This window comes from Trueperella bernardiae, assembly GCF_030246965.1.
Lineage (GTDB): Bacteria > Actinomycetota > Actinomycetes > Actinomycetales > Actinomycetaceae > Trueperella > Trueperella bernardiae.
Map to the genome: position 1 here is coordinate 1,898,924 of NZ_CP127099.1, position 22,270 is coordinate 1,921,193.

Consider the following 22,270-nt stretch of genomic DNA (forward strand, 5'->3'; position numbering starts at 1 on the left):
GAGCAACTCTCTGACCTGCGGTTTTAGTTTTGGCTCGGGTCGGCGCCGTGGCGGGGTTGTGGGGAGATCAGGATTTAGAGCCGTTTCGTCGCGAAAACTGCCCAATCCGGGCATATTTTCACAAGTTAGCCACGCCGGAGGCCCGCGCTGGCCCGCCCGTGCCGGGCGCATCCGTGCGCCCTCCGGCCCGCCCAGGCACACCTTCGCACCGCGGGCTAGGATGAAAACATGAATATTCCACAGCTTGGCTTTGGCACCTACAAGATCGACAACGACGCAGCGCCGGCGGCCGTGGCCTCCGCGCTCGAGGTGGGCTACCGCCACATTGACACCGCGCAGATGTATCGCAACGAGCTCGGGGTGGGCCGGGCGCTCGCGGCAACGGGCATCCCCCGTGAGGATATCTTCGTCACCACGAAGCTCAACACCCCCAACCACCGGCCCGACGACGTGCGGCGGACCTTCGCCCAGTCGCTGGCGGACTTGCAGACCGACTACGTGGACCTCTTCCTTATTCATTGGCCGATGCCGATGTTCTACGGCGGGGACTTCATCACCACGTACCGCGTGATGGAGGAGTTTGTGGAGTCGGGCCAGGCGCGCGCGATTGGCGTGTCGAACTTTGAGATCCACCACCTGGAGAAGCTGGCGTCGGGCACGTCGATCCTGCCGGCGGTCAACCAGATCGAGCTGCACCCCTACTTTACGAACGCCGAGCTGGCGGCCTACTGTGCCGAGCGCGGGATCGCGGTGGAGGCGTGGTCGCCGCTCGGGCGCGGCGGCGTGCTGGACGATCCGGTGATCGGGGAGGTCGCGGCCGAGGTGGGGGCCACCCCGGCGCAGGCGGTGCTCGCCTGGCACCTGGCCAAGGGCCACATCGCGATCCCGAAGTCCACGCACGCAGATCGCCAGAAGGAAAACTTCGCCTCGCAAGACGTCACGCTCACCGAGGATCAGATCGCGCGGATCGACGTGCTCGACAGGGGCGAGCCCGGGCGCACCGGCAAGCACCCGGACGTGTTCGACCGCATGTAAACATTCGTCTTTGCGGCCGGCGGGGACTAAAATCGTCTCCGCCGGCCGCGCCAATTTCGGCCAACGTTGAAAGGTTATTCATGGTCACGTACGCGTACACGATTGCAGGTTCTGAAGCCACGGGCGGAGCGGGATTCCAGGTGGATCTCAAGACGTTCCATGAGCTCGGCTGTTACGGCCTGGGTACACTCACCTGTATCGTTTCCTTCGACCCGGCGGATGGCTGGAACCATAAGTTCGTGCCCATCGAGTCCGGCGTGATCAGCGACCAGATGCGCGCGGCGATGTCGCACGCCAACCTGGATACGGTCAAGATCGGTATGCTGGGCACGGTGCCCACGATCGACGCCGTCGCCGAAGGCCTGAAGAGCCAGGAGTGGAAGAATATCGTGGTGGACCCGGTGCTCATCTGCAAGGGTCAGGAGCCGGGCATGGCGCTCGACACCGATAACGCGCTGCGGGAGGAGATCCTGCCGCTGGCCACCGTGGCCACCCCGAACTACTTCGAGGCCTGCACTCTGGCCGGCATGGACAAGCTCGAGACCCTGGAAGACCTGGCCGAGGCCGCGATGCGGATCTCGGAGCTGGGCCCGAAGTACGTGGTGGTCAAGGGCGGGATGGACTTCCCGGGCGACGAGGCCGTGGATGTGCTGTGGGACGGCGAGCAGGCGCTCGCGTACTCGGTGCCGAAGATCGGCAACTCACGCGTGTCGGGCGCGGGCTGCACGTTCGCCGCCGCGATCACCGCGGAGCTGGCCAAGGGCTCGGATATCCACAAGGCCGTGCGCGTGGCGAAGGACCTGGTCACGCAGGGCATCGACGCGCAGGTGCGGGCCAACACCCCGTTCTCCACAGTGTGGCAGGGCGCGTTCGAACCCAAGCAGGACGCCGACTACACCTACGCCGCCCAGATGGACTACTCGGACGCCACGCCCGACGAGGGCGAAGGATGTAGCGGCGACGGCGACTGCGCCAACTGCGGCGAGGGTGGCTGCGGTAACGGCGCCGGCAGCTGCGGCAAGTAATATGTATCCGGATTTCGCGGCCGCCCGGGTGTTCCTCTACGAGCACCTAGCGGCCGCGCCCGCATCCGAGGGCTCGCGCCGCTACCGCTACGAGCACTGCCTTCGCGTGGCCCGCATCGGCCGCCGGGTCGGGCTCGAGGCCGGCCTGGACGCCGACGCGCTCGAGCTCGGGTGCCTGCTGCACGACGTCGGCAAGTACGACGCCGCCGTTCCGGTCGATCACGGCCGGGCGGGCGCGCTCGTCGTGAAAGAGTACTTCGATGGCCTCGGCTTTGGCGGGGCGGCGGCCGAGGAGATCGCGCAGGGCATCGCGATGCACGTGGACGGCCGGTTCAACCCGCGCGAGGACGGGGAGGGCACCGACGCCAACGCGCGGGGCCGGGCCTATCTCGTTTTTGACCGCGAGCCGGGGCTGGTGGCGCGCTCGATCGGGGACTGCGACAACGTGGACCGTTTCAGCGCGTACCGGATCGCCGACACGCTGCGGTACGTGGACTTCATGGCCAAGTCGACGCCCGAGCAGCTCGCCTTCATCGACTCCTACCTCGAGTCCCTGCGCGCCCAGTACGACTACGAGTGCGCCACGACGCCGGCCCATGAGCTGTGGATAGCGAACCTGGACTACCAGTGGGAGTTCTTCCAGCGCCTGGGCGCGGAACTCAGCTGAGCCGCCGCCGGCGGGCGGGCCGGCGGGCGCACCCCTGCTCCGACCCCAGCCCTCGCTCTGCGCAAACGGGATACTAAACCGCAAGATGCGGCACAAAATAACGGGAAATTAGTGCCGCATCTTGCCGAGTAGTGCAGCATCTGTGGGGGGGGCGTGGCCGGAGGGCTGGTTGTGGCCCTCTCCCGGGCGCACCCTGGCCCCGGGCCGGGCCGGCCGCGCCGCCACCCTACATCCCCACCATCTTCTCGTTGGCCTGCACGGTCCACTCGGCGTGGATGCGCGGCAGGTAGTTAGTGAAGTGCAGGCGCAGCCGCATGCCCTTCGTGCTGAAGTAGGCCAGGATCCCGAGCACGGTCAGGAGGTTGACCCCGCCGCCCAGCAGCAGCGTGGACCGCGGCCCAAACACATCCCCGAGCCAGCCGATGATCGGCGCGCCCAGCGGGGTGCCGCCCAGGAAGATCGCCATGTAGATCGCCATGACACGCCCGCGGTACAGCGGGTCGGAACTGAGCTGGACCGCGGCGTTCGCGCTGGTCATAACGGTTAGGGCGAAGAACCCTGCGGGCACGAGCAGCACCGAGTAGGCCAGGTAGTTCGGCGTGAAGGCCAGCCCGATCGTGGCCAGTGAGAACGCCATGAGCGACAGGAGGATGGTGCGCAGGCGCGGCCGCTTGCGCCGCGCCGCCATGAGCGCGCCCGCCAGCGTGCCGATCGCCATGATCGTGCCGAGCAGGCCGTACTCGCCCGATCCCTTGCCGAACGCCTCGGTGGCCATCGTGGCGTTAAAGATCTGGAAGTTCATGCCGAACGTGCCCAGCATGAAGACGATGACCAGCAGCACCACGATGTCCGGCTTCGACTTCACGTACCTGAAACCGCCGCGCGTGGCCCCCTTCTTCTCGGCACGCGGCGAGGGGTGTAGCTCGGAGGTCTTCATCGCGAGCAGCGCACCGAACATGCCCACAAACGACAGGGCGTTGATGAGGAGTGCCGGGGCGACGTCGTCGTTAAAGGCCGCGATCATGAAGCCGGCCATGCCCGGGCCGATGAGGCGCGCCGCGTTGAACGACGTCGAATTCAGGCCCACGGCGTTCGCCAGCCGGTCCTGCGAGACGATTTCGGGGACGAAGGCTTGGCGGGCGGGGTTGTCGAACGCGACCACCAGGCCCTGCGTGAACGCCAGCGCGTAGATGTGCCACAGTTGCACCGCGCCGGTGTACACCACCAGCCACATCGCCACGGCGTTAAGCCACAGCAGCCCCTGGGTGACCATGAGGACCTTACGCTTGTCCATCCGGTCCACGATCCCGCCCGCGTAGGGGGCAAGGAACGGGATCGCGAGGAACTGCAGCGCGGTGACGATGCCGAGCGCGGCGGAGGAACCTTCGGTGAGGTCGGTCAGCACCAGCCAATCTTGGGCGACCCGGAAGATCCACGTGCCGATATTCGACACCAACGCCCCGGCGAAAAAGTACCTGTAGTTCCTGACCTCAAACGACTCAAACGTGCGCGACATGCACCATCTCCTTAAAGAATCAGGCTAGTCAACCCCCAGGATGTTGTCTATCGGCCAGGTCACGTGCTACTTTACTCTCCGCCGAAGTTGGCAAAGCGCGTGTAGTTGCCCTGGAAAGCCAGCTCGATCTTCGCGGTGGGGCCGGAGCGGTTCTTGCCCACGATCACCTCGGCGGGCGGCGGGTTCATGGAGCCGTCCTCGGCTTGGGGGCGGTTGATGAGAAGGACGACGTCGGCGTCCTGCTCGAGCGAGCCAGATTCGCGCAGGTCGGACACCTGCGGGGTCTTGTCGTTGCGCTGTTCGGGGTTTCGGTTGAGCTGGGCGATTGCGATGATCGGCACGTCGAGCTCCTTGGCGAGCAGCTTGATCGACCGGGAGAATTCCGAGACCTCTTGCTGGCGCGATTCGGGGGTGCGCCCGCCTGAGGTGAGGAGCTGGAGGTAGTCGATGACCACCATTTCGATCCCGTGCTGCTGGCGCATCCGCCGGGCCTTCGCGCGGATTTCCATCATCGTGAGGTTGGGCGAGTCGTCCACGTAGAGCGGGCCCTCGGCGATCCGGGCCAGCGTGGTGGAGATGCGCTCCCACTGGTTTTGACGGATGTCACCGGAGATTAGGGCCGACAGCGGGATCTCCCCCTCCGCCGCAAGCACGCGCATGGCCAGCTCCGTGCGCCCCATTTCCAGGGAGAAGAAGGCCACCGGCTTGTTCTCACGGAAGGCGATGTGCCGGCAAAAGTCCATAGCGATGGTGGTTTTCCCCATGCCGGGACGCGCAGCCACGATCACCATCTGCCCGGGCCGCAGGCCGTTGAGCACGCCGTCGAGCTCGTGGAATCCGGTGGCGAGCCCCGAGACCTTCCCGTCCCGGCTCGCGTTGATCTCCAGCTCCTCGATCAGCCCGGGCACGATCTCGCGGAAGGGCGTGTAGTCGGACTTCGTGCGCGACTCGGTCATCTGGAAGACCTCAGACTGAGCCATGTTCACCAGTTCGACGACGTCGGCGCCGTCCGTCGTGTACCCCAGCTGGGTGATGCGGGTGCCCACCTCGATGAGGGAGCGCAGCTGGGCCTGCTCGTGGACGATCCGCGCGTAATAGGAGGTGTTCGCGGCGGTGGGCACGCCGTTGACGAGGTCGAAGATGTAGGTGCGCCCGCCCACGCGCTCCAGCTCGCCACGCCGGGCAATCTCCGCGGCCACGGTGATGGCGTCGGCCGGCTCACCCTTGGAGAACAGGTCGAGGACGGCGTCGTAAATAATGGTGTGTGCGGGACGGTAGAAGTCGGCGCCTTGCAAGATCTCAATGACGTCGGCGATCGCGTCCTTGTTGATCATCATGCCGCCCAGCACCGAGCGCTCCGCCTCCATGTCCTGCGGCGGCACGCGCTCAAACACATTCTCGCTCACGGCCCCTCCTTCACTCTCGGTTAGACCTTACCTGCCGCGGCCGGCTCGCGTGTAACCCCCGGGAAACTCGGGTGCGGCTTCCTGCGCGGGCCATGTTGTCAAATCGTCGACGACGACCGAGCCGTCAGTTTTCCACAGGCTGCGGCTTTGTCTGTGGCTTGTTGAAGAAATACGGTGGACACTCGCGGGGCCTCTGTGGATGTTAGAGGGATAACGACCGCAGGTTGTCCACAGCGTTACACACATGCGCCGAGATTTGTGGAAAGGTGGTACGGTTTTGGCGATATTTCTTCAACAGCACTATCCACACCAGTGGATAAGCAACCGGGATGTTGACAAGTTTTCACCTTAGGCCGCGACACGCTACTTGAAGAACACGCCGGCGTGTCATCGGGCCCGCGAGCAAGCGTTGGCGGGCCGCGCCGGCGGGCCCTGCGGTATTCTTATGGTGTAGGCAGGGAGGAATCATGGTGAGTTTCTATTCCGACAACACGACCGGTTCGGCGTGGGTTTCCTCAACGAAGGGCTTCTCGCTCCCGCACCGCGCGGAGAGCCTCGAATCGCCCTTCCTAGCGGGCGACTACGCCAAGGCCAATAAGCGCCGCCAGAAGCGCGACAGGCGCCGGGCCCGCGAGATGGCCAAGCGGGCACCCCGCTCCTTCACGGAGGCCCCGCGCCAGGACGCCCCGCCGCGCCAGCCCACCCGCACCATGAACGCCCAGCCGGTCCAGCAGCGTCAGGCCCCCGTCCGCATGCCACCCCAGCAGGGCCCGGGGATTTCGCAGGCAAGCACGATGACGGTGGGCCGCCTCCGGGGCGTCACGGTCTCACGGGATACCTCTTTCTTTGGCCGCATGTCGCGCACGATGCAGAACTTCTCCAATAGCCGCCTCACCTCGGTGACGAACAATTCGTTCCCGGCCAGCTCGGGCTTCGCGCTCGACGGCGTGGAGCTGACCAAGGGCGAATACAACGCCTGGATCGGCGGTGATCCGCAGGCAAACGCGCAGGTCGTCGTCGTGACGGAGGCCCCCCAGCAGAATCCTGGCCGCTAGGGGCTGCCCGGCGTGAGTATTGACCGCGAGATCCGCCAGCTCGCCCTGCCCTCGCTCGCCACGCTGCTGGCCGAGCCGCTACTGGTGGCCGTGGATACGACGATGATCGGCCGGCTGGGCGCGAACCCGCTGGCCGGCCTGTCGCTGGCTTCGACGTTGCTCACAACGCTGGTGGGCGTGTGCATTTTTCTTTCCTACGCGACGACGGCGGCGACCGCCCGTTTCGTCGGCGCGGGCAGGCCCGACCGGGGCTTACGTCAGGGGCTGGACGGGATGTGGCTCGGCGCCCTCCTTGGCGTGGCGCTCGGCGCGGTCCTGGCGGGCTTCGCCCCCGCGATCCTCAGCTGGTTCGGGCCGGAGCCCGCGGTCCTCAATCAGGCGGTGGCCTACGCCCGTGCCTCCGCGATCGGCCTGCCGGGTATGCTGCTGGTGCTCGCGGCCAACGGCACGCTGCGCGGCTTCGCCGATACCCGCACGCCCCTCATCGCCGCCACCGCCGGCGCCCTGGCGAACATCCCACTGAACGCCGCGCTCATCTACGGCGTGGACCTCGGGGTGGCTGGCGCCGGGCTCGGCACCGCGATCGCCCAATCCCTCATGGGGATCTACCTGGCGTGGATGGTCCTCAGGCTGGCCGTGGCGCACGGCGTCTCCCTCGCCCCCAGCGGCGTGGGCGTGCTGCGCGCTGTTCGCGACGCCGTCCCCCTCATCATCCGCACCCTCTCCCTGCGCGGGGCCATCCTTCTCCAGATCGCCGCCGCCACAGGGCTCGGTACGGTGGCCCTCGCCGCGAACCAGATCGTCATGACGATGTGGAACTTCGCCGCCTACGGCCTGGACGCCCTCGCCACCGCCGCGCAGATCCTGGTCGGCCAGGGCCTGGGCTCGGGCAATCGCGAGCGTGTGCGCACAATCCTCTCCCGCTGCCTGGCCTACGGTTTGAAGGTGGGGGCGGGTCTCGGCGTGGTCCTCGCGGGCCTGTCGTTCGTCATCCCGCGGGTGATGAGCGTGGACGCGGGCGTCGCGTGGCTGGCCACCCAGTCCATGTGGGTCACGTCGCTCGCCCTGCCGATCGCGGCGGTGGCCTACATGCTCGACGGCGTGCTCATCGGCGCCGGCGACACCCGCATGCTCGCCACCTACATGCTCACCGCGTTGGCTGCCTTCGCCCCGCTCGCCCTCCTCCTCGCCGGCCCGGGCCGCCACCTGGGCACGGCCGGCATGCTGATGCTGTGGTGCGCGTACGCGATCGTTTTCATGGCCGTGCGCGGGGGCACGATGCTGTGGCGCGTACGTACCGACACCTGGATGCGCCTCGACTGAAGCTCATCGCCCTACCTGTGAAAACACCCCCTGCGGTATGATGCTCTTAGCGACATCGCATACCCTCGGGGGACGGGCCGCCAATTTAGGCTATCCGAAACCTAAGGAAAATGGTTGTACAACTCACCACCCGAAAGGCGAACCTATGAAACGAGCGAAGCGGTTGGTTCTCGGCAGTGTTGCCACCTCCAGCCTCATCCTTTCACCCACCGTTGCACTTGCTACCACCGACGACGCCAGCCGCGCGGCCGCCGTCGAGACTGAGACCTCCGTCGAAGCTGAGGCTCCCGCGACAGAGCCCGCCGAGGACGCGGCAAAAGCCGAACCCGCGCCCGAAGGAGCCGGTTCGGACATCGTCGTGCTCGACCTATACAACCTCACCGACATCCACGGCCACATCGAGCAAACGACCAAGAAGGTTGGCGGGAAGGTGACCGTCAACGAAGCCGGCCTGTCCGCCATGTCCTGCTACGTCAAGGAAGCGAAGAAGAAGAACCCGAACTCCCAGCTCGTGCTCTTGGGCGACAACATCGGCGCCTCGCCGTTCACCTCGGGCTCACAGCACGACAACCCCACCATCGCCGCCCTCAACAAGATGGACGTGTTTGCCTCCACGATCGGCAACCACGAATTCGACAAGGGCCAAGAGGTCCTGCGCGCCCGCTTCACCGGCGGCACAGTGGATGGCGTGACGTACGAGAAGGTCAACTTCCCCTACCTCGGCGCCAACATTACGGGCCTCGAGGGCCTGGGCACGTACGAGGTCTGGACGTCGCCGTCGGGCGTCAAGGTCGCCTTCATCGGCGCGATCGAGGACGACGCCGACACGAAGGTCTTCCCCGGCACGTTCGACGGGATGGAGTTCTCCAAGCCCGTCCCCGTGATCAACGACCTCGCCAAGGAGATCAAGACCAAGGGCGAGGCCGACGTCGTCATCGCGATGTACGATAACGACGTCGCCCAGTCCTACCCCAAGATGGGCGAGTACGTGGACGGCATCATGGGCGGCGACACCCACAAGCCGTACTACTTCACCAAGGTAGCCACCGAGTCCGGGCACGTGCTGTCGGCCACCGCGTCCGGCAGCTTCACTGACAACCTGTCCAACCTGCGCATCACATACGACACGAAGGCGAAGAAGGTTGTGGACTCCGAGGCCGTCCAGATCACGGCCGCCGAAGTCGCCACCTGCGGCGACGACCCGGAGGTCAAGGCCGTAGTCGACCAGGCGAAGACCGCGGCCCACGAGGCCGGCTCGAAGGTAATCGCCGACGGCGCGGGCAACTTCTCACGCGGCTACCAGCAGACCGTCAAGGACGGCCAGGCGACGCGCGGCGAGAACCGCGGCACCGAGTCCACGATCGGCGGCCTCATCGCCGACGCAATGCGCGAGACCATCACCACGCTCGACGGCGACCCGATCGACATCGGCATCATCAACGCCGGCGGCATCCGCGCCGACCTCCTGCCGGCCGACGGCAAGGTGACCGTGGCCGACGTGTTCAAGGTCCAGCCGTTCTCCAACGAGGTCGGCTACGTGAAGATGACCGGCGCCCAGTTCAAGACCCTGCTCGAGCAGCAGTGGAAGGTGCTCGGCAAGGATTCGACCCGCCCGATGCTCAAGCTCGGCCTGTCGAAGAACGTGAGGTACACCTTTGACCCGTCCAAGCCGATGGGCGAGCGCGTGACCTCCATCCTTATCGACGGCGCGCCGATCGACCCGGCGAAGACGTACACCGTGTCGTCCGTGACCTTCCTTCTCTCCGGCGGCGACTCCTTCGACGTACTGAAGGATCCCTCGATCGCGGGCACGCTCAAGACGATCCCGGACCGCCTGGATCGCGACTTCTTCGGCGCGTACCTGACGAAGAACCCCACGGTCCAGCCGCGGGAGACCAAGCAGTCGGTGGGCGTGAGCCTCACGGCCGACGTCGCGGGCAACACGGCGTCGGCGAAGGTGAGCCTGCGCGGCCTGTCCTTCTCCGGTGAGGGTGAGGCCCGCACCAAGGACGTCACAGTCAAGCTCGGCGACGTCACCGCCACCGCGAAGGTCAACAACACGCTCGAGGACGCGAACGCGGCGAACGAGAACGCGATCGTCACCGCCGACGGCGTCGGTTACGTTGACGCCCCCATCTCCCTGACCGCCACTGCGCAGTGCAAGACGGCGGGCACGGTCCACCTCCCGCTCACGGTGCTGAACGAAGCAGGCGTGGAGCTCGTGGGTGAAGCCGCGGGCCTCGGCGTCGACGTGGCGTGCACTCCCGCAGGCGGCGACTCCGACGAAGGCGAGCAGGGCCAGTGCATGGTCATGGACCGCCCGGCCAAGCCCGCGCGCGCCACCGGCAAGCTCGGCGAGGCCACCGGCGATGCGTACGCTGACCTGTGGTCGGTCGATAGCTCAGGTGCCGTGCACTTCTACGCCGGCACCGGCAAGGGCCTCGTCCACCGCGGCGTGGTCATGTGCGGGGCCAAGGACATCGTGGAGATTGACGCCATTCCTGACGTGAACGGCGACGGGCGCGCCGACGTCTTGGCCCGCTACGAGAGCGGCGACCTGTACTACATGTACTCGGCCGGCGACGGCTTCCTCACCAAAGGCCTGAAGGCCGGCCATGGCTGGAACGCGTTGGACAACGTCACCTACGTGGGTACACTCGGCTCCTCGAAGGACACCTACGTGGTGGCCGTCCAGGTGGCGACCGGCGACCTGTACCGCTACAACGTGAGCGCCGTAGGCTTGCATAGCGGCATGAAGATCGGCCACGGCTGGAACTCAATGCGCTTCGTCTTGGCCCCCGGCCAGTTCAGCGGCTCGGCACACAACGACCTGGTGGCCATCCACGAAGACGGCCGGATGTTCGCCTACGAGGGCGCTGCGAACGGCTACCTGTACGGCGTGGGCCAGATCGGCCACGGCTGGGGTGGCTTCACCTACGCCTCCATCCCCGGTGACCTCAACGGCGATGGCAAGTACGACCTGATCGGTATCCGCAACGAGGGCACGATGTTCTCTTACCTGAACAAGGCCAGCGGTTCGTGGACTCCAGCTACTCAGATCGGGCACGGCTGGCAGAAGATGCTGACCATCAGCTAAATCTCCGGCCGCCTCCCCTGGGCCCCTGCCGTTCGCGGCGGGGGCCCACTCTTATGCCCCGCGCCCAACTGCGTTTCGCGTCACCAAAAGTGTTTTGTGCGCACTCAAATCGGGGATTTGAGCGACGTGAAAACACTTCGCGTGACGCGAAACGGAAGGGGGCGACCGGCCGGGCGCCCGAGAACGGCGGGCAGGCCAGGTGGGCGGGCCGGCCAGGCCCGGTCGGGCCGTCGGCACACACCGCCGGGCAGCAGAAGGGGGCGGGGCGCTCCCGCGCCCCGCCCCCTGTGCGGCTTCAGCCGCGTGCTGATCGGATTACTCGGCGACCACGTTGATCTTCACGTTGGCCACGATCTCCTCGCCCAGCTTCACCGAACCGGTGTACTCGCCCACCGACTTGATGGCCGACACCAGGTGCACCTGGCGGCGGTCCACCGGCTTGCCGGTGACGGCAGCGGCAGCAGCGGCCACGTCGGCGGTGGTGACGGCGCCGAAGAGGCGGCCGTTCGCGCCGGCGGTCTTGGCGATCTGCAGGGTGGCGGTCTCGAGCGCGTCGCGCGACTCGCGTGCCGACTCGAGATCCTCGGTGGCGCGGCGGCGGCGGGCCTCGTTGATCTGATCGATCTGACGCTGAGCGCCCTTGGTCCACGCCGTGGCGTAGCCGCGCGGGATCAGGTAGTTGCGGCCGTAACCGTCCTTGACGGTGACCACGTCGCCCGGTTGGCCGAGCTTTTCAACTTCGTGAGTCAGGATGACCTTCATTTATTTATCCCCTTCCTCAGCGGTTCGAGCTCGAGAACGGAAGAAGAGCCATCTCGCGAGCGTTCTTCACGGCGCGGGCGATCTGGCGCTGCTCCTGGGTGGAAACACCGGTGACGCGGCGAGCGCGAATCTTTCCACGGTCGGAGATGAACTTGCGAAGCGTGGCGGTGTCCTTGTAATCGACGTGCTCGATCTTCGCAGCCTTCAGCGGGTTTGACTTCTTCTTGGGCTTACGCAAAACAGGCTTTGCGACCATGATTGAATTCCTCTTTATCTGTGAACATTCCGGCGGCGAGCACTGCCCGCTGGCCGGTTAACAATGGTGGATCAGAACGGCGGGTTGTCGTCGAATGCCGATCCGCTTGGCGCCTGCGACCACGGGTCCTGGCCCGAGCCGCCCTGAGGCGCGTTGTAGGATGCTTGACCGCGTTGCTGGCCCAAGCCGCCCTGGTAACCGCCGCCCTGGTTGTAACCACCCTGACCGCCGCCGGAGCGGTTGGTCTTGGTGACCTGAGCCGTGGCGTAGCGCAGCGACGGGCCGACCTCATCTACCTGCATTTCCACGGACGTGCCTTGCGAGCCGTCCTGGCGCTGGTAGTTGCGGATCTGGAGCCTGCCCTGAACGACCACGCGCATGCCCTTCGACAGGGATTCGGTGACGTTCTCTGCGTATTCGCGCCACACCGAGCAACGAATGAAGAGGGCTTCGCCGTCTTCCCATTCGTTGGTGTTGCGGTTGTAGGTACGCGGGGTCGAAGCGACCGTGAAGGAAGCGACTGGCGTACCCGAGCCAACATACTTGAGTTCCGGATCTGCGGTGAGATTCCCGACGACGGTAATAATCGGTTCGCCTGCCATGTCCTTCTCCTTCTTACTCGGCTGCCGCCGCGGCCTTGGGCTCGTAACGGAGCAGCTTGGTGCGCATGACGGTTTCGTTCAGGCCCAGCTGGCGATCGAGTTCCTTGGCGGTGTCCGGCTCGGCCGTCATGTACACGACGACGTAGATGCCTTCGCTCTTCTTGTTAATGTCATAGGCGAGGCGACGCTTGCCCATGATGTCCACGTTGTCGAGGGATCCGCCCTCAGCCGGGACGACGGCGAGCATCTTGTCCAGCGTGGGCTGGAGGGTGCGCTCGTCCACTTCCGGGTCGAGGATGATCATCATCTCGTAACTACGCATGTCTACCCACCTCCTTTGGTCTCAACGGTCACGGTCCTTCCGTGACAGGAGGGTTCATGCTCTGTCATAGACAGACAAAGACCAATTCTAGCCCATCCGCGCGCTTAGGCCACTGCGCAATGCGCCACATGTGGATGCCCGGCGGTCGCGCGCGACGCCGCCCGGGCACCTCACGCCCAACGGCCCAGACCCGGCGTCTCGCTTCGCGCCCGGTGCCGGCCCCCTAGCCGTCGGCAGGTTCTGACGACGGATCGGGCTCCGGCTCCGGGCTGGGGGGCGCGCTCGGCTCCTCGCTTGGCGCCTCCGTGGGAGCCGGGGTGCTGGGGGCCTGGGTTGGAGCCTCGGTGGTGGGGGCCTCGGTGCTCGGCTCCTCGCTCGGCTCCTCGGAAGGCTCCTCGCTGGGCTCGGGCGCGGGCGCCGGGGTGCGCTTCGGTGTCAGCTGGCCAATCAGGGTGTCGACGTTCGGGAAGTACTCCACGTCCATATCCGCGGTGGCCGTCGCCATGTAGTCGTGCCACACCTGGGCGGGGAAATCGCCGCCGGCCACCTGATAGACCCCACCGAACGGTTCGAGCACGGCCTCTGAGCCGTCCTCACCCACGGCGTACATGTTGACCACCGTGACCATCTGCGGGACGTAGGCGGCGAACCACGCCGACTTCGGGCCGGTGGACGTGCCCGTCTTACCGGCCGCCTCGCGGCCAGGCAGCGCCGCGTTGGCGGCCGTGCCACCGTACTTGAGCGTGTTTTCGAGGACGTAGGTGGACAGCTGGGCCGTCTCCTCGCTGATCGCCCGCTCACCAACGGTGTTGCCCGTGTAGATCCGGTTTTCGCCCTGGAAGACTTCGCGCACGATGTGCGGGGTGGTCTTCTCCCCGCCGTTGGCGATCGTACTAAACGCCGTGGCCATGTCCACCGCTCGCGGGGAGGCCGAACCGAGCACGTTGCCCACCCCGTTATCCAGACCCGGGGTGTCCTCCGGCAGGCCGAGCTTGACCGCCATGTCCCGCGTCTTGTTCGGGCCGATCTCCTCATTCAGCTTGATGAAGCCGGTGTTGAGCGACTGCGCGGTCATGTTCGTCAGCGGCACGCTGTAGTAGCTGCGCCCGTCCACATTGTTGAACGTCAGGTCGGTGCCACCGGGATTGGCGATCGTGTAGGTGGCCGGCGAATCGTAGCGCTCGAGCGGAGAGATGCCGGCGTCCATCGCGGCCGCTACCGCGAAGGCCTTGAACGTGGACCCGGCCTGCGCCCGGTCCTGTAGCGCCGAGTTGCGCTGGCGCTCCAGGTAGTCCTTGCCGCCGTACATCGCGTAGATCTCCCCGTTGCGCGGATCGACCGAGATGAGGCCCACGTAGTAGTTATCGGGCTTGTCCTGTGGCAGGTTCGCCACGGCCTCCACGGCGGCCTGCTGCTTGGCCGCGTCGATCGTGGTGACGATCCGGTAGCCGCCGGTGGCCAGTTCTTCCTCCGTGAACCCGTTGTCCACCAGTTCGTTGCGCGCGGCCGCGAGCAGGTACCCGTCCGTTCCCGCATACGCGTTGTCCTTGCTCGGTTCGAGCACTTCCGGGAACGACGCCGTATCCGCCTCTTCTTGCGTGATCCACCGTTCGGAGACCATGCGGGCGATGACGCGCTCGAAGCGCTGTTCGGCCCGCTCCGGGCTGACGGCCGGATCCCACGCCGAGGGTGCGGGGATGATGCCGGCGAGCGTTGCGGATTGGGACAGCGTCAGGTCCTTGGCCGGCACGCCGAAGTAGGCCTGCGCTGCCGCCTCGATGCCGTAGGCGCCGCGCCCAAAGTAGATGGTGTTGAGGTAGTTTTCAAGGATCGTTTCCTTCGACTGCTGACTGTCAATCTTCAGCGCGAGGATCGCTTCCTTGAGCTTGCCGAACAGCGAGGTGGTGGTGCCTGTGTAGTAGCGCTCCACGTACTGCTGGGTGAGGGTGGACCCGCCCTGGGTGGGCTTGCCCTGGATGTTGTTCCACAGGGCGCGCGCGATGCCGCGCAGGTCCACGCCCGAGTTCTCGTAGAACGACGAATCCTCCGAGGCGATGACGGCGTGCTGGAGGTGCTCCGACACGTCGGCCAGGGACACCGAGGAGCGGTTGAGCTCTGAGAACGATCCGAGCTCCGTGGCGCCATCGGAGTAGTAGACCTTCGTGGTCTGCGCGAGCGCGAAGTCGTCCACCTCGGGGATGTTCGTGGTGACGTACAGGCCGGCGAGGGCGCCGATCCCCAGCGCGGTCAGAGCGAAGAACGTGCCGAGGAAGAAGCGCCACGACGGGATCCAGCGGCGAATCGGCCCCAGGCCCTCGCGTGGATAACCGCGGCCTTTTGCCTTCGCCTTCTTCTCTTTTCCTGCCATCGCTGCCTCTCAGTTCTTCGCGCGCGTGGGCCGCGAACGTTTCATTTTCCGCCGCCGCTCCTTGGGAGTGGGGACGGCGTACGCTCCCTGCCTGTCTTTTCGCACGATGTGTTGCTCGGAGATGAGGTAGGCATCGAGCCAGCGGGCGCGTGGATCGGAGTCTACTAGCAGAGCCTTAAAGAACAATGTGAGCGGCACCGCAAGGATCGAGCCGAGGATGCCCACCACCACGGTCCACAACGCCAGCGAGATGAAGGTGACCGTGGGCGAAAGCCCCACCACGTCACCCGTGAACTTGGGCTGGATGAAGGTCTGGATCGCCACGTTGATGATCGAGTACAACACGAGCACCCACACCATCGCCTGCCAGCCCTGGTCGAGTTGCGCCATGAGCATGGGCGGGATGACGCCGATAACGAAGCCGATGTTGGGAATGTAGTTGGTGACGAACGCCCAGTACGCCCATGTCCACGCCAGCGGCACGCCCATCACCTGGAGGGCGAAGCCGTCGATCACCGCCACGATCAGGCCGAACAGGGTGGAGACCACCCAGTAGGAGCGCACGCGCCGCTCGAAGTCGGACATGGCCCGGCCGATGTTGGCGTGGCGCTTGTTGATGATGGCCACACGCCCGGAGGTGATCGTGGTGTCGATGGTAATGAAGAACGCAGCGACTCCCACGATCGCGATGAGCCCGCCCACCGACGACATTTTGTCCACCAGCTCCCACGCCAGGCTGACCACCGAGTTGAAGTTGATCTGGTCGAAGAAGTTTGACAGCTCCACGTTCTCAAACCCCAGCCGGGTGAGCAGTTCAGTGGCCTGGTCCATCGTGTTCTCGAAGTTGATGGAGTAGTTCATCAGCGTCTGCGGCACGGGCGTGAGCAGCAGGATCGTGACCCCGAGCATCCCGAACACGATGAGCGCGAGCACCGTGATGACCACGGTGGCCGCCAGCCACGACGGCAGGCCGTGCTTGATCATCTTCTGCCCGATCGGGCGCACGGCCAGCACGAGCGTGAGCGCCAGGAAGATCGGCGTGAACACCGAGGAGATGGCGTTGAGGCCGATCCCCAGCACTGTCATGAGCGCGAGCACCACGAGAATCATGAGGCCGCTCGTTTCGCGGTCCTCAATCTGCACCGGCGGCGCCGGCGGCTCCTCCTCGGGGAGCTCGCGGGGAAGGTCTTCGTTCGTCATGACTTCATCATCTCACCTTCCTCCGACACTCGCGGGGAAGGTCCCCATCACGACACCCCTCACGCCCCTCGCGCCCAGTGCCCAGCACTGCGCCTGGCAGAAGTCGTGAATATACCGGCTACCGATCGCTATAGGGGCCTGGTATGCCTCAGGTTCACGAGTTGTGTCAGGCCGCCCGGCCAACCGCCGCCTACGCCTCGCGCGGGGCGTTGCCGATCCGGCTGACCATGTACCAGTACCAGCCGGCGAGCAGGATGTAGACCACGGTGAGCACCGCAAACACGGAGGGCTCCCAGCCGGTGTCCGGTAGCGCGACGGCGGCCAGCCCGGCCGCGCCCACGAACGCGGCGTTGTACATCATGTCGTAGAGGGAGAAGGCCCGCCCGCGGAAAGAATCTGCGGTGTCGGCCTGCACGATCGTGTCCACCGCGATCTTGGCCCCCTGCACGCCTAGCCCCAGCAGCACCGCCGACACGTACAGCAGCGGCATCTTGTATGTGGCCACCAGCAGCGTCTGCGACACTGCCGAGATCCCCAGGCACACCACGATCCACGCCGCCGGCGAGATCCACTGATACACGGTGGGCGTTGCCACGATCGCCAGCCCGTTGCCCACCATCGACACCCCCGCCACCAGAGCGAACATCGCGAGCCCGGCGCCGGCGTCGTGCGGATCGGCCAGCAGGTTGCGCGAGATGAGGAGCAGCGCGATGAAGTTGACTCCGTAGAGGAAGCGGTGGGTGGCCATGACGGTCAGCCCGTACATGGGCGTGCCGCGGCGGGTGAGGTACACGACCCCGTCCCACATCCGCCGCACGACGCCGGCCAGGTCCGTCCCGAGCGTGGTGGTCGGGCGGGCCTCGGGGCCGAGTTCGTCGCGGCCGAGCCGCAGCGCGAGTATCGCGGCCATTGCGAAGATGACCGCGGCCATCATGAGCGCCATCGCGTTGCGCATCGACTCGGCCGAAACGAGGCTGAGCAGCAGTCCCAGGCCCGAGCCGAGCGCCGCCGCCACCGAACCTAGCGTGGGCGTGATGGAGTTCGCCATCACCAGCAGGTGCTTCGGCAGCGTATGCGGCTGTCCGGCCGACAGCCCCGACAGCAAGAAGCGGTTGACCCCCAATGTCACCAGCGCCAGCACGTAGACCAGCCAGTGCGTCGGGGCCGCGAAGATAAGCGCGGCCAACACCACCGCGAGCGCCATCCGGATGAGATTCGCGCCGAACAACACCTGGCGCCGGCTCCACCGGTCCAGCAACGTGCCGGCGAACGGCCCGACCACCGTGAACGGCAGGAGTAGCACCGCGAAGGCCGCGGCCACCCCGGCCGCTGTCGTCGCGTTTTGCGGATTAAAGAAGAACAGCGTGGCGAGCCCGACCTGGAACACCCCGTCGCCGGTCTGCGACACGATCCGGATCACCAGCAGCTTGCGGTACTTCGGATATTGCGCGCACTGGCGCAGTTGCTCGAGCATCCCCGGCTTCTCGCCGCCCAGCTCTTCGGCCGGCTTCCCGCGCGCCTCACCGAGCGCTTCGAGCTCCTCGCCCACGACGCCGGCGTCCCGGCCCGCGCTTTTCTCTCGGCTCGGGCCAGCCACTACTCCTCGCCCCGCTCGGCCCACCAGGCCAGCAAACGGCGCGTGGCCTCCTCCTGCCCGAGCGGCCCCTCCTCCATGCGCAGGGCCAGGAGGTAAGAGCGCGCCTGGCCGACCTCGCGGCCGGGCTTGAGGCCGAGCAGGTCCATGATCTGCTGGCCGTCGAGGTCGGGGCGGATCGCGTCGATCTCCTCTTGCTTCTTCAGCTCAACGATGCGCGCCTCGAGGTCATCCATCCCGGCGGACAGCCACGCGGCCTTGCGCCGGTTGCGGGTAGTGCAGTCGGCGCGGGTGAGCCGGTTGAGGCGCTCGAGTAGCGGGCCGGCGTCGGTGACGTACCGACGCACGGCGGCGTCCGTCCACTTCTGCTCGCCGTACCCGTGGAAGCGCAGGTGAAGGGCGACCAGGGCGGAGACGTCCTTCGTCACCACCTTGGGGAAGCGCAGGTGATTCATGCGCTTGCGGGTCATCTTCGCCCCCACGATGTCGTGGGCGTGGAAGGACACCGCGCCGCCGGGCTCGAATCGGCGGGTGGCGGGTTTGCCGACGTCGTGCATGATCGCGGCGAAGCGCAACACGAAGTCGGGGGCGGGGACGGGGCCGTCGTCGTCGGTCTCAAGCGCGATCGCGCGATCGAGCACGGTGAGGGTGTGCTCGTAGACGTCCTTGTGGCGCCCGTGCTCGTCCACGGTCTCGCGGAGCGCGGAGAATTCGGGGAGCACGACGTCGCACACGCCCGTCTCCACCATGAGTTCCAGGCCCTTGCGCGGGTTGGCGCCGATCATGAGGCGCTCGAGTTCGGCCTGCACGCGCTCAGCGGAGACGATCTCCAGGCGGGCGGCCATGTCAGCCATCGCGCCCATGACCTCCTCGGATACGTCGAAGTCCAGCTGGGAGGCGAAACGGCAGGCGCGCATGATGCGTAGCGGGTCGTCGTCGAAGGACTGCCGGGCCGGGGCCGGGGTTTCGAGCACGCCGTCGATCAAATCATCCAGGCCGCCGCACGGGTCCACGAGCGCCAGCTCGGGCAGGCGCACCGCCATTGCGTTGACCGTGAAGTCGCGCCGCGTGAGGTCGCCCTCCAGCGTGTCGCCGTAGTCCACCTCGGGCTTGCGGGAGGCCGGATCGTAGGTTTCGGTGCGGTAGGTGGTGACCTCCACGACCAGCCCGGAGCGCGCCGCGCCGATCGTGCCGAAGTCCTTGCCGATGTCCCACACCTTGTCGCCCCACTCGCCGAGCAGGGCCATCGTCTCATCGGGACGCGCCGACGTCGTCAAATCAAAGTCGTGAATAGCGCGGCCCAGGAAGGCATCTCGAACTGGCCCGCCAACGAGGGCCAATTCGTGCCCGGAACGTGCGAAAATAGATCCTAGTTCAAGAATTGCCTCAGGCAGATCGGACAGGGATCGGTGTCCCTGCACGAGAAGCCGGGCGCGCTGGTTCGTGCCGGCGTCCGTCGTCGTCAAGGAAGTGGTATCGCGTTCAGTCACTCCTTAAGAGTGCCAGAAAACCGGGTGCGTGAGCACTTTCCTCGACCTAGATCACTACAGTAGAAATAAGATGTCAAGAAGATTCCCGGCCCCTCCTCCCAGGGGGTCGCGCCGCAGACGACCAGTGGTTCGTATCCACAACCTGCCGGTCGTCAACGAGACGTCCGCGGGCGGCGTCATCGTCTCGGTCAAAGGCGGCCAGGCCTACGTTGCCGTCATCGCCCGGCGTAATCGCGGCGGGCGCCTCGAGTGGTGCCTGCCGAAGGGCCACCTCGAGGGCGACGAGACGCCCGAGCAGGCGGCCGTGCGCGAGGTCAGCGAGGAAACCGGTATCTTCGGCCGCGCCCTCATGCACCTGGCCTCCATCGACTACTGGTTTTCCTCCACTGACAAGCGCGTGCACAAGGTCGTCCACCACTTCCTCCTCGAGGCGCTCTCCGGCGAGCTGACCGTGGATAACGACCCGGACCAGGAGGCTGAGGACGTGGAGTGGGTGCGCATCGACAAGGTCGCCACCCGCCTGGTCTACCCCAACGAACGCCGCATTGTGGGCATGGCCCGCGCGATCCTGTACGGGGGCCGCGAATGAAACGCCTAGTGGCGGCGCTGGTCGCCGCGCTCGTGGTGGGTATACCCGGTGCGCTGTCTGCCTCCGGGCCCGCCTTCGCGACGACGGACGCCCGGCCCGGCGCCCAGGGCACCAGCTCCGAGACCGCGAGCGCCGAAGCCGACTCCGCGCAGCCCGCCGTCACCATCTCCGACGCCCCCGCCGTCCTGGAGGCGGGCCAGGACCTGGTGGTGTCGGTGGACGTGACGAACACGGGCACCGCCCCGCTCACCCTGACCTCTGCCGACCTGCGCGCGCAGGCCACCACCGCGGTCTCCGAGTTCTCGGTGCATCGCTGGATGGCCGACGTCACCCCTTCTTGGGACGTCGCCCGCACCGATATCTCCCGCAGCGTCGCCCCCGGCCAGACCATCACGCTGCGTCTCAGCTTTCCCGACACCGAGCTGCCCTGGCCCACCGGCGAGTTCACGTGGGGCCCGCGCGGCATTGAGATCGAGCTGTCCACTGACGACGGCCCGGTCAGCTTTGACCGCACGATGATTGTGGTGGCCTCCTCCGCCGAGCTCACCCCGTTCCCGGCCACAGCGGTGGTGCCCGTCTCGGCGATCAGCTCCGAGCCGATCAACCTGCTCCTTGACGCCCCCGCCACCGATTCCGACACCGACGCCCTCCTCCCCGACGTCACGAAGCAGGTGGATGCCTGGGACATCGCGGGCGTCACGCTGGCCGTGGACCGGGAGCTGCCGGTAAGCACGGACCGCGCCACCCTCCTCGCCCTGCCGGCCTATGACGCGGACATCTCCGCGCTGTCCGCCCTCGACCGCGAGCAGCAAGCGCGCGAGCTCGCCACGAACACCGTGTTCCTGCCCGCCTCGTCTCCCACCGCCAACGACATCGCCTTCGCCCACGACCTGGGCATGACCGTCCTTGTCCCCGACGCCGACTACGCGCCCGCCGACACGCTCACCTACACCCCCTCGGCCGTCACCACCTTCCAGGGTGAGCCGCTGCTGGTCACCAATTCCCTCGCTTCCGACGTGCTTTCCGGCGAGTTGCAGGTGATCGGCCGCGACGACGTCGCCCTCGACACGCTCGACACCCGCCAGGTCGCGGTCGCCCTTTCCGCCGTCCACCACCGCCAGCGCCCCAACGATCCGCGCCCCTACGTCCTCGCCGTGCCCCGGGGGGCGAGCGACGCCGCCCGCGCGGCTGTGGCCGCAGTGCTGGACGCAAGCTGGGTGACGGCGTCGTCGGTCAAAGCTCTCATTGGCCTCGAGCCGGACGACACCGAGCGCGTCCTCACCGAGCCCGACACCGAACCTTCCGGCGCGCTCACGCGCGGGGAGGTCACCGCGATCGACCACGCACTGGCCGCCTTCAGCGCCGTGGCCGCGATCTTCCCCGACGCCGATGCCAAGGTGGCCGCCGCCACCACCGCGGCGCAGGAGCTGACCTCCGTGTCGTGGCGCGGAAACCCGTCCGGGCGCGAAGCCCTCATCCGCACGATCGCGCCCACGCCCGCCCAGCTCGAGACGATCCACGTCTCCACTACCTCCACGATCAACCTCATCTCGGAAAGTTCGGCACTACCCGTGCAGGTGACGAACGGCTTCCATCAGCCGGTGACCGTAACCGTTCACCTCGATGTGCCGGACATCCGCCTGCGCGCACCGTCGCCGGTGGAGGTGACACTGCCGGGGTCGTCGACCACCACGGTCTCGGTGCCGGTGGAGGCTCACGGCTCGGGCAACCTGGACGTGGAGGTGACGGTGACGAACGCGGACGGCACGGTGGTCGGCGCTAAGGACGTGCTGCGCGTGCGGGTGCGGGCGGACTGGGAGAACGTGGGCACCGTGGTGATCGCCGGGGCCGTGGGCCTCGTGTTCCTTATCGGCCTGGTGAAGTCAGTGCGCGATGGCCGCCGTTCCAAGCCCGTGCAGCCGGACGATTTCGTGGCGGCATCAAGGCGATCGTGACACGGTCG

General features: G+C 66.6%; 18 protein-coding genes. 8 read left to right on the plus strand and 10 right to left on the minus strand.

Going from position 1 to position 22,270, the window contains the following annotated elements:
• The first annotated feature begins 228 nt into the window (after window positions 1-228).
• The 3 genes from QPC17_RS08725 to QPC17_RS08735 all read left to right on the plus strand — a co-directional run bounded on the left by QPC17_RS08725 (window position 229) and on the right by QPC17_RS08735 (window position 2,727).
• Complete coding sequence (locus QPC17_RS08725) at window positions 229-1,035, plus strand: aldo/keto reductase (RefSeq protein ID WP_062612915.1); 807 nt, start codon at window positions 229-231, stop codon at window positions 1,033-1,035.
• Between the two features lie 80 nt (window positions 1,036-1,115).
• Entirely contained in the window at window positions 1,116-2,060 is a 945-nt protein-coding gene (gene thiD / locus QPC17_RS08730; RefSeq protein ID WP_349018028.1) for a bifunctional hydroxymethylpyrimidine kinase/phosphomethylpyrimidine kinase, read from the plus strand.
• Window position 2,061: 1 nt separating this feature from the next.
• Window positions 2,062-2,727: an HD domain-containing protein gene (locus QPC17_RS08735; RefSeq protein WP_285347247.1), complete on the plus strand. Its 666-nt coding sequence runs from the start codon at window positions 2,062-2,064 to the stop codon at window positions 2,725-2,727.
• A 226-nt stretch (window positions 2,728-2,953) separates the two neighbouring features.
• Here the strand turns inward: QPC17_RS08735 and QPC17_RS08740 are convergent, their stop codons facing one another.
• Window positions 2,954-4,243: an MFS transporter gene (locus tag QPC17_RS08740; RefSeq protein ID WP_062612911.1), complete on the minus strand. Its 1,290-nt coding sequence runs from the start codon at window positions 4,241-4,243 to the stop codon at window positions 2,954-2,956.
• 71 nt (window positions 4,244-4,314) lie between these two features.
• Window positions 4,315-5,649, minus strand: a complete 1,335-nt coding sequence (gene dnaB, locus QPC17_RS08745; protein ID WP_062612909.1) for a replicative DNA helicase — start codon at window positions 5,647-5,649, stop codon at window positions 4,315-4,317.
• A 467-nt stretch (window positions 5,650-6,116) separates the two neighbouring features.
• Between dnaB and QPC17_RS08750 the strand changes: the two genes are divergently transcribed.
• The 3 genes from QPC17_RS08750 to QPC17_RS08760 all read left to right on the plus strand — a co-directional run bounded on the left by QPC17_RS08750 (window position 6,117) and on the right by QPC17_RS08760 (window position 11,124).
• On the plus strand, window positions 6,117-6,704 hold the full coding sequence (locus QPC17_RS08750; RefSeq protein WP_062612908.1) for a hypothetical protein: 588 nt from the start codon (window positions 6,117-6,119) through the stop codon (window positions 6,702-6,704).
• Between the two features lie 12 nt (window positions 6,705-6,716).
• Window positions 6,717-8,027, plus strand: coding sequence for an MATE family efflux transporter (locus QPC17_RS08755; RefSeq protein WP_236698644.1), 1,311 nt, complete (start codon window positions 6,717-6,719; stop codon window positions 8,025-8,027).
• A 145-nt stretch (window positions 8,028-8,172) separates the two neighbouring features.
• Complete coding sequence (locus QPC17_RS08760; protein WP_285347248.1) at window positions 8,173-11,124, plus strand: bifunctional metallophosphatase/5'-nucleotidase; 2,952 nt, start codon at window positions 8,173-8,175, stop codon at window positions 11,122-11,124.
• 315 nt (window positions 11,125-11,439) lie between these two features.
• On the opposite strand, the gene rplI is transcribed toward QPC17_RS08760, so the two are convergent.
• The 8 genes from rplI to QPC17_RS08800 all read right to left on the minus strand — a co-directional run bounded on the left by rplI (window position 11,440) and on the right by QPC17_RS08800 (window position 19,649).
• Window positions 11,440-11,886: a 50S ribosomal protein L9 gene (rplI, locus tag QPC17_RS08765; protein WP_062612902.1), complete on the minus strand. Its 447-nt coding sequence runs from the start codon at window positions 11,884-11,886 to the stop codon at window positions 11,440-11,442.
• Between the two features lie 16 nt (window positions 11,887-11,902).
• Window positions 11,903-12,142, minus strand: a complete 240-nt coding sequence (rpsR, locus tag QPC17_RS08770) for a 30S ribosomal protein S18 (protein ID WP_038101734.1) — start codon at window positions 12,140-12,142, stop codon at window positions 11,903-11,905.
• A 71-nt stretch (window positions 12,143-12,213) separates the two neighbouring features.
• Window positions 12,214-12,744, minus strand: a complete 531-nt coding sequence (locus QPC17_RS08775) for a single-stranded DNA-binding protein (RefSeq protein WP_062612900.1) — start codon at window positions 12,742-12,744, stop codon at window positions 12,214-12,216.
• Between the two features lie 13 nt (window positions 12,745-12,757).
• The gene (gene rpsF / locus QPC17_RS08780) at window positions 12,758-13,066 is read right to left on the minus strand and encodes a 30S ribosomal protein S6 (RefSeq protein ID WP_062612898.1); all 309 of its coding nucleotides are present in this window, start codon (window positions 13,064-13,066) and stop codon (window positions 12,758-12,760) included.
• 223 nt (window positions 13,067-13,289) lie between these two features.
• A complete protein-coding gene (locus tag QPC17_RS08785; protein WP_062612896.1) occupies window positions 13,290-15,434 on the minus strand; it encodes a transglycosylase domain-containing protein in 2,145 nt (714 codons plus the stop codon).
• 9 nt (window positions 15,435-15,443) lie between these two features.
• Window positions 15,444-16,634, minus strand: coding sequence for an AI-2E family transporter (locus tag QPC17_RS08790; RefSeq protein WP_062612894.1), 1,191 nt, complete (start codon window positions 16,632-16,634; stop codon window positions 15,444-15,446).
• Between the two features lie 190 nt (window positions 16,635-16,824).
• A complete protein-coding gene (locus QPC17_RS08795; RefSeq protein ID WP_236698643.1) occupies window positions 16,825-18,231 on the minus strand; it encodes an MFS transporter in 1,407 nt (468 codons plus the stop codon).
• Window positions 18,231-19,649, minus strand: a complete 1,419-nt coding sequence (locus QPC17_RS08800) for a CCA tRNA nucleotidyltransferase (protein ID WP_371440857.1) — start codon at window positions 19,647-19,649, stop codon at window positions 18,231-18,233. Before QPC17_RS08800 ends, QPC17_RS08795 begins: the two co-directional genes overlap by 1 nt.
• Before the next feature lie 139 nt (window positions 19,650-19,788).
• Here QPC17_RS08800 and QPC17_RS08805 point away from each other — a divergent pair, with 139 nt between their 5' ends.
• Together QPC17_RS08805 and QPC17_RS08810 are read left to right on the plus strand one after the other, a co-directional pair.
• On the plus strand, window positions 19,789-20,307 hold the full coding sequence (locus tag QPC17_RS08805; RefSeq protein WP_082661100.1) for an NUDIX hydrolase: 519 nt from the start codon (window positions 19,789-19,791) through the stop codon (window positions 20,305-20,307).
• A complete protein-coding gene (locus QPC17_RS08810; RefSeq protein WP_285347249.1) occupies window positions 20,304-22,262 on the plus strand; it encodes a DUF6049 family protein in 1,959 nt (652 codons plus the stop codon). Before QPC17_RS08805 ends, QPC17_RS08810 begins: the two co-directional genes overlap by 4 nt.
• Window positions 22,263-22,270: the final 8 nt, after the last annotated feature.

Coding starts and splice junctions, on each gene's coding strand:
- QPC17_RS08790 (WP_062612894.1), bottom strand. CDS start 16,634: ATGACGAACGAAGACCTTCCCCGCGAGCTCCCCGAGGAGGAGCCGCCG.
- QPC17_RS08785 (WP_062612896.1), bottom strand. CDS start 15,434: ATGGCAGGAAAAGAGAAGAAGGCGAAGGCAAAAGGCCGCGGTTATCCA.
- QPC17_RS08750 (WP_062612908.1), top strand. CDS start 6,117: ATGGTGAGTTTCTATTCCGACAACACGACCGGTTCGGCGTGGGTTTCC.
- rpsF (WP_062612898.1), bottom strand. CDS start 13,066: ATGCGTAGTTACGAGATGATGATCATCCTCGACCCGGAAGTGGACGAG.
- QPC17_RS08760 (WP_285347248.1), top strand. CDS start 8,173: ATGAAACGAGCGAAGCGGTTGGTTCTCGGCAGTGTTGCCACCTCCAGC.
- rpsR (WP_038101734.1), bottom strand. CDS start 12,142: ATGGTCGCAAAGCCTGTTTTGCGTAAGCCCAAGAAGAAGTCAAACCCG.
- QPC17_RS08810 (WP_285347249.1), top strand. CDS start 20,304: ATGAAACGCCTAGTGGCGGCGCTGGTCGCCGCGCTCGTGGTGGGTATA.
- rplI (WP_062612902.1), bottom strand. CDS start 11,886: ATGAAGGTCATCCTGACTCACGAAGTTGAAAAGCTCGGCCAACCGGGC.
- QPC17_RS08740 (WP_062612911.1), bottom strand. CDS start 4,243: ATGTCGCGCACGTTTGAGTCGTTTGAGGTCAGGAACTACAGGTACTTT.
- QPC17_RS08725 (WP_062612915.1), top strand. CDS start 229: ATGAATATTCCACAGCTTGGCTTTGGCACCTACAAGATCGACAACGAC.
- QPC17_RS08805 (WP_082661100.1), top strand. CDS start 19,789: ATGTCAAGAAGATTCCCGGCCCCTCCTCCCAGGGGGTCGCGCCGCAGA.
- QPC17_RS08735 (WP_285347247.1), top strand. CDS start 2,062: ATGTATCCGGATTTCGCGGCCGCCCGGGTGTTCCTCTACGAGCACCTA.
- thiD (WP_349018028.1), top strand. CDS start 1,116: ATGGTCACGTACGCGTACACGATTGCAGGTTCTGAAGCCACGGGCGGA.
- QPC17_RS08775 (WP_062612900.1), bottom strand. CDS start 12,744: ATGGCAGGCGAACCGATTATTACCGTCGTCGGGAATCTCACCGCAGAT.